8 protein-coding genes are annotated in these 10,897 nt (G+C 37.9%); all 8 read left to right on the plus strand.

The features are described from left to right. The first annotated feature begins 42 nt into the window (after positions 1-42). The 8 genes from ACYQ35_RS00865 (at position 43) to ACYQ35_RS00900 (ending at position 10,871) form a co-directional block, all read left to right on the plus strand. Positions 43-438, plus strand: coding sequence for a hypothetical protein (locus ACYQ35_RS00865; protein ID WP_009460449.1), 396 nt, complete (start codon positions 43-45; stop codon positions 436-438). After that, positions 439-1,467: a hypothetical protein gene (locus ACYQ35_RS00870; protein ID WP_459829225.1), complete on the plus strand. Its 1,029-nt coding sequence runs from the start codon at positions 439-441 to the stop codon at positions 1,465-1,467. Between the two features lie 49 nt (positions 1,468-1,516). After that, the gene (gene cdaA / locus ACYQ35_RS00875) at positions 1,517-2,401 is read left to right on the plus strand and encodes a diadenylate cyclase CdaA (protein ID WP_459829228.1); all 885 of its coding nucleotides are present in this window, start codon (positions 1,517-1,519) and stop codon (positions 2,399-2,401) included. Further along, positions 2,379-3,641: a CdaR family protein gene (locus ACYQ35_RS00880; protein WP_459829231.1), complete on the plus strand. Its 1,263-nt coding sequence runs from the start codon at positions 2,379-2,381 to the stop codon at positions 3,639-3,641. The genes cdaA and ACYQ35_RS00880 overlap by 23 nt, the downstream gene beginning before the upstream one ends. A gap of 25 nt (positions 3,642-3,666) precedes the next feature. Next, positions 3,667-3,933 carry an HPr family phosphocarrier protein gene (locus tag ACYQ35_RS00885; protein ID WP_009460453.1) on the plus strand — a complete coding sequence of 89 codons (267 nt, stop codon included), beginning with the start codon at positions 3,667-3,669 and terminating at the stop codon, positions 3,931-3,933. Between the two features lie 110 nt (positions 3,934-4,043). Continuing rightward, on the plus strand, positions 4,044-4,961 hold the full coding sequence (locus ACYQ35_RS00890) for a nucleotidyltransferase family protein (RefSeq protein WP_459829234.1): 918 nt from the start codon (positions 4,044-4,046) through the stop codon (positions 4,959-4,961). Positions 4,962-4,986: 25 nt separating this feature from the next. Continuing rightward, entirely contained in the window at positions 4,987-8,163 is a 3,177-nt protein-coding gene (locus tag ACYQ35_RS00895) for a triple tyrosine motif-containing protein (RefSeq protein ID WP_459829238.1), read from the plus strand. An 11-nt stretch (positions 8,164-8,174) separates the two neighbouring features. Next, positions 8,175-10,871 carry a L,D-transpeptidase family protein gene (locus tag ACYQ35_RS00900; protein WP_459829242.1) on the plus strand — a complete coding sequence of 899 codons (2,697 nt, stop codon included), beginning with the start codon at positions 8,175-8,177 and terminating at the stop codon, positions 10,869-10,871. Positions 10,872-10,897 lie beyond the last annotated feature (26 nt).

Here is a 10,897-nt window from a genome sequence, read left to right on the forward strand (position 1 = left end):
AGCATAATGCCAAAGAAAGAAAACGAGTGTTGAGGTGATATAATGTTAAATGAAAAAAGAGTGAAACTCATGACTCAGATGGCAATGTATGAATCAAAAGAAGGACAGACGGATTTTAAAATAAGCGGATATTATCAGAAAGATTATATAGGACTGCATACATGGATTATGGTTATATGGTCGACAATCGGATATGCGATTACGGCGGGAGCAGTTTTTTTTATTTTTCTAGATGAGATTTTTGCAAATCCAAGTCTTTTGAGATTTTTGATACTGGGAGGTATCCTTCTTGCCGGATATATTGCAACAGTTGTCATATCAGTAATTGTGGCACACAATTTTTATAAGAAGAAACATGTAGACGCAAGAAAGCGGGTGAAGAGATTTAACCGCGAGTTGATTCAACTAAGCAAGATGTATGAAAAGGAGATAAGATAGATGAGTAGGTTACTGGAATGGAAAGAAAAACTGCAATCACTGTATGCCGGGTATTCAACATATATAGATAAGGGAATACGATTTATTGTGGCAATAACAAGTTTTCTGCTGATTAGCAGCAACATCGGTTTCATGGAAAAACTGGCAAAACCGATTATCTCAATTGTGTTGGCGGCTGTCTGTGCATTTCTTCCTATGATTGTCACGGTAATTGTTTCAGCGGGGCTTATGCTTGCTCATATGTTTGTGCTGTCTGAGGGGATTGCCCTCATTACTGCGGGAATAATTATTTTAATGTTTATTTTTTATTTTCGGTTTACACCGAAGAAGGCAATTATTTTATTGCTTACGCCGATAGCATTTGCGTTTAAAGTACCTATGCTTATTCCGATTGCTTACGGATTGGCAGGGACACCGGTTTATATTGTTCCGGTTATCTGTGGGACGATAGTGTATTTTCTAATTCAATTTGCCAAGACGTTTTCCACAACAATCACAGGGGCGAGCAAAGGCGGAATGATGACCGTTGTCGGTACATTTTCAAAACAGATATTCCAGAGCAAAGAACTCTGGGCAGTTATTGTTGCGATAGTGATCTGTCTGCTTATCGTATATGCGATACGCAGAAAATCAATCGACCGTTCATGGGAGATTGCAATTGTTTCGGGGGCGGTTGCCTATATCATTGTTATGGTAGTGGGCAGTGTTGCTCTGGACGTGGAAGTTCATTACGCTTCGCTTATAATTGGAAGCGTTATATCAGCAGTTATCGGCTTTGGACTGGAATTGATGCTGTTTTCAGTTGATTATGCGAGAACGGAGTATTTACAGTTTGAAGATGACGAATACTATTATTATGTAAAAGCATTGCCGAAAGTTTCCGTTTCCGCACCGGAGAAACAGGTAAAAAGAATTAACAGACGTCAGGAGACGGATACGGCGGACAATAGAAGCGCAACCGGAAGACTGCAGTTGACCGGGGAGGCGGACATAGACAAAATCATTGAACAGGAATTAATGAAAAAGTAGAATAAATTTCTGTGGAACATAAGAAAGATTACAAAGGGGAGGTGACGAGATGAAAGAATGGATAGCACAGTTGTTTGACGAATACTTTTCATATGTGCCTCATATAACGGTGACGGACGTAGTTGAGATTATTATTATCGCTTTTGTCGTATATGAGATAGCACTTTGGATTAAAAACACAAAGGCATGGATGTTGTTAAAGGGAATGCTTGTGCTTGCCGTATTCATTTCCGTCGCTGCAATATTTCAGATGAACACGATATTGTGGCTTGTGAAAAATTCGATAGGGGTTTTAGCGACAGTGACAGTCGTTGTATTTCAGCCGGAACTTAGAAGAGCGCTTGAAAAATTGGGGGAGAGAAATTTATTAAGTGCGGTTGTTCCGTTTGACAAGTCAAAGGAAAAAGAAAAATTCAGTCAGGAAACAATAGAAGGAATTGTGACGGCAACATTTGAGATGGCGAAAGTAAAAACAGGAGCGCTGATTGTTGTGGAAGATGCAATTCAACTGACAGAATATGAGAGAACGGGGATAAGATTGGACAGTGTTGTCTCCAGTCAGTTACTGATCAATATTTTTGAACACAATACACCTCTGCATGACGGGGCCATTATTGTAAGAGGAGACAGAATTGTGGCGGCAACATGCTATCTGCCGCTGTCTGATAACCGTAATCTGAGTAAGGATTTAGGAACAAGGCATCGCGCGGCAGTAGGAATGAGTGAAGTCAGCGATGCGCTGATTATTGTCGTTTCAGAAGAGACGGGAGCAGTATCATATGCGCAGGGAGGAAGAATTGTAAGACATGTAAATGAAAGACAACTCACGGAAAAATTAAACCAAATCCGCAAAAAAGCGGACGAGGAGAAAAAACGTGGATTGAGAAGGCTGTGGAAAGGAAGGGCGAAAAATGAGAGAACGATTGAAAAATAACTTCGGTCTGAAAGTTTTGTCACTTCTTTTTGCGATTGTGTTATGGCTTTTAGTTGTTAACATTGATGACCCAATCGGTGAAGTTACTTTCAGAAACATTCCCGTAAAGGTATTGCATGAGGAAATATTTACGTCAAAGTCCAGCACATATACAATCGTAGATGATAAAGATACGGTAAACGTAACGGTGAGTGCAAGACGTAAAGTGCTTTCCGAGATTAAACCGTCGGATATTATTGTGACCGCCGATATTAAAGACAGGGTGACAAACTCCCTTACAGAGGCGACTTTACCTACAGAGGTGACGATACAGGGATTTGAGGGAGAATACCAGAGTGCGTATACCACTCCGAAAAATATTGATATTGAAATAGAAGCAAGTACAAATAAGAAATTTCCAATCAGCGTAACAACAATCGGAACGCCGCGAGATGGAAATGTCATCGGAAGCATGACGGCAAATCCGGAATTCATCACTCTGGCAGGCGGTGAATCACAGATTAACAGAGTAAAGAAAGTTGTGGCGAAGGCGAATGTATCGGGAATTTCTTCCAGTGGACAGGTAGATGCGGAACTGATTTTGTATGATGAAAATGAAAAAGTAATCGATCAGGCTCTGTTTGACAGCAATTTAGGAAAAGAAGGAGTCAAAGTTGATATTGAAGTGCTAAAGACAAAAGAAGTTCCATTGCGGTTTGATATGTCCGACATCAACACCGCGTCGGGATATACTCTGGGCAATATTTTCTACGAACCGAAGAAGATTCTTGTGTCAGGAGAAGAAAGCGTATTAAAAGAGTTAGATATCATTGATATTCCGTCAGGAGCGTTGAAACTGAACGATATTTCGGAGACAACAGAAGTCAAAGTAGATGTGAGCAAATATCTGCCGAAGAAAGTAAAACTGGTTGATGACACGGCCGGCACAATTATCGTGACGGTTTCAGTTGAGAGGTATGGAACAAAAGCATTCAGTATTCCGGGTAACAATGTTATTTTGGAAAACACACTGGCGGGACTGAAGGCGAATATAGGAACGGTAGAGAACATAGAAATTCAGGTCAAAGGTTCGAGAGCGGCATTGGAAAAACTGACAGAAGCGCCGAAAGTATATGTGGATTTAGGGAAATATACGACGGCAGGAACGATAACGGTTCCATTGCAGGCAGAACTTCCACCGGGCTGTACGCTTGTTGGAAATGTGACGGTTCCGGTAGTTCTCACAGGAGAACAAAAATAGTTACTCCAAAAGAAAGGAGAAGTGAATGGTTAGCAAAAAAGTGAAAATAAATAATCCGACAGGACTTCATTTAAGACCGGCGGGAATGTTTTGCAGAAGAGCAGCAGAGTTTGAGGAGTGCAAAATTACATTTCATGTGGGCTGTACAACAGGAAGTGCAAAAAGTGTTTTGAGTGTTTTGGCGGCATGCATTAAGCAGGGAGATGAAATCGAAATCATTTGTGAAGGAAAAAATGAAGAGAGTGCATTAGAAGCAATGGCTCGCCTTGTGGAAGAAGAACTGGAAGACTAGAAGGGAAAATTTGGAGAGCATTTTATAGAGAAATCTGTGGAATGCTCTCTTGAATTATGATAAAACTATAGTTAGAAAAATATTAGGATAATAAAGGAAAGGTTATAAAGATGAAGAAAGCAACATTAGTTATTATGGCGGCGGGAATTGGCAGCAGATTTGGCGGTGGAATTAAACAGTTGGAACCGGTAGGTCCAAACGGAGAAATCATTATGGACTACTCAATTTACGATGCGAGAGAAGCAGGATTTAACAAAGTGGTTTTCGTTATCCGAAAAGATTTGGAAAAAGATTTTAAAGAAATTATCGGAAGCAGAATTGAGAAAGAAATTGAAGTGGCATATGCTTATCAGGAACTTATGGACATTCCTGAGAAATTCCGGGGAAGATTTTCTGAGAGAACAAAACCGTGGGGAACGGGACAGGCTATATTATGCTGTAAAGATGTAGTGAATGAACCGTTTTTAGTTATCAATGCAGACGATTACTATGGAAAAGAAGCATACAGAGAGGCTTATCAATACTTGGCGGAAGAAAAACCGGAAAGCGAAAAAGTGCAGGCTTCCATGATTGGATTTGTGTTAGGAAATACGCTGAGCGAGAATGGCGGTGTTACGCGGGGAATCTGTAAGGTTGATGAAAACGGAATGCTGACGGACATCGTTGAAACTTCCAATATTGAGGAAACAGAAACTGGTGCGGGAATCAGAACAGAAGACGGTATCACTCCGGTCAATGTGCATTCTCCGGTATCCATGAATATGTGGGGGCTACATAGGGATTTCTTCAAGGTGCTTGAAAGCGGTTTTGAAGAATTTCTCGAAAATGTGGAAGAGGGCAACTTAAAAGCAGAATATCTTCTTCCTACCATTATCGGCGGACTTTTAGAAGAGGGAAAAATAGATGTAAAAGTATTGAAGTCTCACGATAAATGGTTCGGAGTAACTTATAAAGAAGATAAAGAATTTGTAGTAACGTCAATTAAAAATCTTGTGGAACAGGGAGTGTATCCACAGAAGTTGTTTTAGGTGAAACAGAAAGGGAGAGGTACAGATGATAAAGAGGATAGGGCAAAAGATTATAGCGGGAATTCTTACGGCCGTGTTAATTGCCGGAAGTCTTAATGGGATTTCGGGATATGCTGAGGATAATACTCTTTCTGAAAAAGAACAGAGCGAAGAAATGAGTTTTCAGGGAGAAAATCCGGTTACAGCGGAAAATTACCGGGAAGTAGATGCCAAAGGAAATGTAAACCAGGCAAAAGAAGAAAGCGGTATAGTAGAAGAAGATGTTTCTTTTTATGCGGCTACTCCACAGATTGTCAATTTCAATACGAAATCTTCGGGGCAGACAACGGACTATACTGAGGAGGAAACAGGAGTTGCCGGGTATACTTATGGACCGTATGCGGCAGATGCTGCATATCTCGGCAAAACAAGCAGTGGAAAAGTCAGATTTATGTTAGCGGGAGTGATTGGTACAGTCAACGCAAGAGAAGTACAGATTGTAAATAAGTCCAGCGCTAAATCACTCAGTTATTATTATGTATCCAACAATCGTTTGTATCACAAAATTGCTACGAACATTAATAATGCGGGTTCGGGAAGTACATTAGACAATGGTCCTGCACCATCTTATTTAAAAACAGGGGTAAACTACTACAGTTATGATGGGCACTATTTTTATACGGAATCCAATTTCGGAAATATGATTGATGATTACAATAATAAGACAAGATCACATTCCGTAAATCCAAATAACCCATTTTATAATTATTTTCAATATCTTCCGTTAAGAAGTCAATCCGGTTACAATGAAAGTAGTTTCAATACTTTACTGAATAACAAAGTAACTTCTACATCGAAAATGCGTAACACGGGAGACGATTTTGTTAAAAATCAAAATACATATGGAGCCAATGCACTTTTGATGGCAGGAATAGCGGCAAATGAAAGTGCATGGGGAACAAGTAATATTGCAAAAACAAAAAATAACTTATTTGGTTTAAATGCAGTAGATTCATCTCCGGGAGAAAGTGCAAACTATTTTGAAAGTGTATCTCAGTGTATTAAAGAATACGGCGAAAAATGGTTGTCGAAAGAATATCTGAATCCGCAGAACTGGAAACATTACGGCGCTTTTTTAGGAAATAAAGCGAGTGGAATGAATGTAAAATATGCTTCCGATCCATATTGGGGAGAGAAAGCAGCGGCGATGGCATGGCTGTTAGATGGAAATGGTGGAAATAAAGATGCCTATAAATATACGATTGGTATTAAAGACACAATTTATCCGTCAAATGTAGTAAACGTAAGAAAAGAAAGTACAACTTCTTCGACGGCATTTTATAAAACGAAGAAAAATGCGAACTGTTCTTTTCTGATTTTGGATAAGAATCCTGTGAACAAGTTCTATAAAATACAGAGTGAACCTGTATTGAACAGTGGACGAACAGGAATTAATTCAAGCAGCGGCGTATATAATTTTTCAAATATGTATGCGTATTTGAGTTCGGACTATTTGAAGATTGTGTCGGAAGGAAAAACAACATGGTCAGTAAACGGAATTGATACAGACCTTTCTTCTCCGCAATTGTTTGATACTTCTATAAAGGTAAGTGCGAATATAAGTGGAAATAAAACAGGATTACAATATAAATTTGTATGGCAGAAAAATGATTGGAGCGAGTGGGGCGTACTGAAAGATTTTTCTTCCACAGATTATGCAACATGGCTGCCTAAATCAGAAGGAAACTATACGATTTTGCTTGATGTAAAAGATACGTCAGGGAAAGTGATTACCGTGAGTATTCCATATCAAATTAAAAATTGGAGTTACTCAGGGGTGAAAACAAGTATTCAATCCCCAAGTGCATTGAAAACGCAGATTAATTTATCGGCAGATATAAAAGGAACGACTTTAGGATTACAATATAAATTTGTGTGGCAGAAAGATAACTGGAAAGAATGGGGAGTAATAAAAGATTTCTCAACCACAAATAATGCAGTTTGGACACCGACTAAAGCAGGAACTTATGAACTTATTGTAGATGTAAAAGACAGAGATGGATTTGTTGCTACAAGAAGGCTGACTTATCAAATTGTAGAAAAAGCATGGGAAGTTCAGAACACAGTATTCAGTCCAAATGGTGCAGAAATTGGAAATACAATTAAGATTACGCAGAATATGAGAAATATTACTGAAGATAATGTGGGTTTACAGTATAAATTTGTGTGGCAGAAAGATAACTGGAAAGAATGGGGAGTAATCCGAGATTTTTCGACCTCAAATACAGTAAACTGGGTTCCGACAGTATCGGGAGATTGTGAAATTATTGTAAACATAAAGGACAACAGGGGAAATTCAGCGACTAAAACAGCGAAATATCAAGTTCAAAAAGGAAAATGGACATTTTCGGAAATTGCCGCAGACAAGGAGTTACCTCAGATAGCAGGAGAGAAAATAAAACTAACAGCGAAAGTACACGGAAATGCGGCAGGATTACGATATAAGTTTGTGTGGCAGAAAGATAACTGGAAAGAATGGGGAGTAATTCAGGAACTCTCTTCAAAAAATACTGCTGAGTGGACACCGAAAAAAAGTGGTACGTATACAGTTTATGTGGACGTGAAAGATAGTGATGGTGTTACAACGAGTTATCCTAAAATATTTACAATAAAAAATACAGGGGAGATAACAATACAACTACAGCCTAATACAAACCAAAACGTAGGAGGTAAAGTAAACATAAAAGCGCTGGTCGGAGGAAGCAATAATAATACAAAATATAAATTTGTATGGCAGAAAGATAACTGGAAAGAATGGGGAGTGATTCAGGATCTTTCGACTAAAAACAATGTAGATTGGATACCCAAAAAAGAGGGCACATATACAATATGCGTTGATGTAAAACAGGGAAATGCTTCAGCAGAAACAAAAACAATACAGGTAAAAGTAGGAAAATGGACATATAATGAAATTTCTGTGAATAAAAATCAGAATGGAGAACTAGAGATTAAACCGATTATTCAGGGAAACACAACCGGATTTACTTATAAATATGTATGGCAGAAGAATAATTGGAAGGAATGGGGAGTGATAAAGGATTTTAGCGGACAGGAAAAAATGTCATGGAAACCGAATGGAAAAGGACAATATACGATGGTAGTAGACGTGAAAGATGCGGCAGGGAATGTAAAAACAGTCAGTAAAGTATTTAATATTCAATAGAGGTGAAAAATATGGGGAAAAAGGCGATTAGTTTTGTTTTGGCTGTTGCTTTGTGTGTTACAACAATGGGACATTTAAGTTATGCACAGGATAACAGATTACAGAACGAAACAGTAGAAAAAGCAAATGAAACGGAGTGGAAATTACAAGACATAAAGTTTGATAAAGCATCGCCACAGGAGGTTTCGGAGAATATTAATATTTCGGCAGATGTAGAAAGTGAAAATACAAATTTGTTATACAAATATGTATGGCAGAAAAATGACTGGAAAGAATGGGGAGTGATTCAAGATTTCTCTAATGAAAAAACAGTGAAATGGCAGCCAAAAACTTCAGGAAAATATTACATATATGTCGACGTAAAAGAACCGGGAAAAAAGACGGAAAGTTTGAGTGAAGCATATTCAGTCGTGAAGAATAAGTGGGACTATAATGATTTGCTCCCGGAAGGAACGGAATTAAAGAAAAATAAAAAAGTTACGATTTCAACAGAACTATCAGGAAATAAAAAAGGATTGCGATATAAATATGTATGGCAGAAAAATGACTGGAAAGAATGGGGAGTAATTCGAGATTTTTCAGAAGAAAATGAGGTATCTTTTACACCTGATGGTTTAGGGAAATGTACTATTGTAGTTAATATAAAAGATCAGGACGGAGACGTAATCACAAAAAGTAAAGAATATAATGTGAAAACGGATATTTGGAAATATGATGAAATAGTAACAGATTATTCTTCGCCGCAGGAAAAATATAGCGATCCGATAACCATTACGGCAAAAACTTCGGGAGAGACAGAAAGGCTTCAATATAAATTTGTATGGCAAAAAGATGATTGGCGAGAATGGGGAATCATTCAGAATCTTTCAAAGAAAAATACAGCGGTATGGCAGCCAAAAAGTACAGGAAAATATACAATTTATGTTGATATAAAAGATGCAGATGGAATAACAACAACTAAAAGAATTCCATATGAGATTATTCCTGTAAACTGGAAATATGAAGCAATAAAAACAACTCCGGAAGATGTTCAGAAAAAAGAAAATGAAGTAGAAATTCAGGCACAAACAAGTGGTAATACAAAAGGACTACAATATAAGTTTGTGTGGCAAAAAGATGACTGGAAAGAATGGGGAGTAATCCAAGAATTTTCTGAGAAAAATACAGCAGTATGGAAAACGCCGAATAAAAGCGGAAGTTATAAAATTTATGTTGATGTAAAAGATAGAGATGGAAAAACCAGAACAAAGTCTTTAGATTATTTTGTTGCTACGCAATTATGGAATCCGGAAGAGGTTGTTGTTAATGAAGGGATAGAAGAGCAGATTTATACAAAGATACCTATTGAAGCGAGAGTTTCAGGAGATACGGAAGGCTTACAGTATAAATTTGTTTGGAAAAAAGGTGCGGCAGATGATGACTGGGGAAAGGAATGGGGAATTATTCAGGAACTTGGAAGTTCTAATCGGACAGAAAAGTGGTATCCGAAAAAGTCAGGTATTTATACGATTTATGTTGATATAAAAGATGTGGACGGCAGAAAGAAAACGATAACAAAAGAGTATAAAGTGTTAGAAGTTCCTTGGAAGTTGGACGAATTGGAAATTTATGGAAGTCCGGACAGATTTGTGGGAGATACGCTCAAAGTAGAAGCAAAAACTTCCGGTGAAACAGAAGGATTACAGTACAAATTTGTATGTCGCAGAGGCAGCGGTTGGGAAGATTGGGAAGTTGTTCAGGATTTTTCGACGGAAAACCAAATAGAAATTCCGATAGACAAAGACAAGGAATATAACATTTATGTTGATATCAAAGATAATCGAGGAGTTACCTTTGATGCAGAAACAACTAAAGTAAGAGGGCATAAATATTTGTCGGTAAAATCTTCAAGCACAGTTATTTCGAAAGGACAGTCCGTAAATGTCTATCCTGAAATTACAGGAGAAAAAGGTGAGTTGCAATATAAATATGTATGGCAAAAGGATAATTGGCAAAAATGGGGAGTGATTAAAGAGTTTTCATCATCATCTAGTATAAGTTGGACGCCTTCAGAAGCGGGAATATACTATATTATAATAGATGTAAAAGCGAATGGAAAAGTTCAAACTAAGAGTGTGAAAATAGAAGTGAAAAATGCCAAGAATGGCTGGTATTATGAGGGAGGATACAAATTTTACTATAAAAATGGTGTTAAACAGTTAGATTTAGATGGAATTTTGCCAAAACAGTCCAATTACTATATTAAAGTAAATAGAAAAGCCTGTACGGTAACTGTTTATGCAAAAGATGGCAATAATGGATATATTATTCCGGTAAAACGGTTCGCATGTTCGGTGGGAAAACCAAATACACCTACTCCGGTGGGAACGTTCTACACTCCGGCGAAATACAGGTGGCATACACTGATGGGACCATCTTACGGGCAGTATTGTACAAGGATTACGGGAAGTATTCTTTTTCATTCTGTAGCAGGGAAAAATATGACAAGTTATAATTTAGATGCAAGAGACTACAATATGTTGGGACAGCCGGCGTCACATGGCTGTGTAAGATTGTGTGTTAGAGATGCAAAATGGATTTATGATAATTGTTCATTAAAAACAAAAGTTACTATTTATGATGCTTCAAGTCCTGGCCCATTGGGAAAACCGAGTACAATTAAAATTCCGTTATGGCAAACATGGGATCCGACAGACCCTAATATATAGAATAATAAAAAGGGGGTGTCGCAAAA

It is taken from the genome of Faecalimonas hominis (assembly GCF_054660755.1).

What these genes read in the sequence shown, in the direction of transcription:
- ACYQ35_RS00865 (WP_009460449.1), top strand. Translation starts at nt 43, where the DNA reads ATGTTAAATGAAAAAAGAGTGAAACTCATGACTCAGATGGCAATGTAT.
- ACYQ35_RS00870 (WP_459829225.1), top strand. Translation starts at nt 439, where the DNA reads ATGAGTAGGTTACTGGAATGGAAAGAAAAACTGCAATCACTGTATGCC.
- cdaA (WP_459829228.1), top strand. Translation starts at nt 1,517, where the DNA reads ATGAAAGAATGGATAGCACAGTTGTTTGACGAATACTTTTCATATGTG.
- ACYQ35_RS00880 (WP_459829231.1), top strand. Translation starts at nt 2,379, where the DNA reads ATGAGAGAACGATTGAAAAATAACTTCGGTCTGAAAGTTTTGTCACTT.
- ACYQ35_RS00885 (WP_009460453.1), top strand. Translation starts at nt 3,667, where the DNA reads ATGGTTAGCAAAAAAGTGAAAATAAATAATCCGACAGGACTTCATTTA.
- ACYQ35_RS00890 (WP_459829234.1), top strand. Translation starts at nt 4,044, where the DNA reads ATGAAGAAAGCAACATTAGTTATTATGGCGGCGGGAATTGGCAGCAGA.
- ACYQ35_RS00895 (WP_459829238.1), top strand. Translation starts at nt 4,987, where the DNA reads ATGATAAAGAGGATAGGGCAAAAGATTATAGCGGGAATTCTTACGGCC.
- ACYQ35_RS00900 (WP_459829242.1), top strand. Translation starts at nt 8,175, where the DNA reads ATGGGGAAAAAGGCGATTAGTTTTGTTTTGGCTGTTGCTTTGTGTGTT.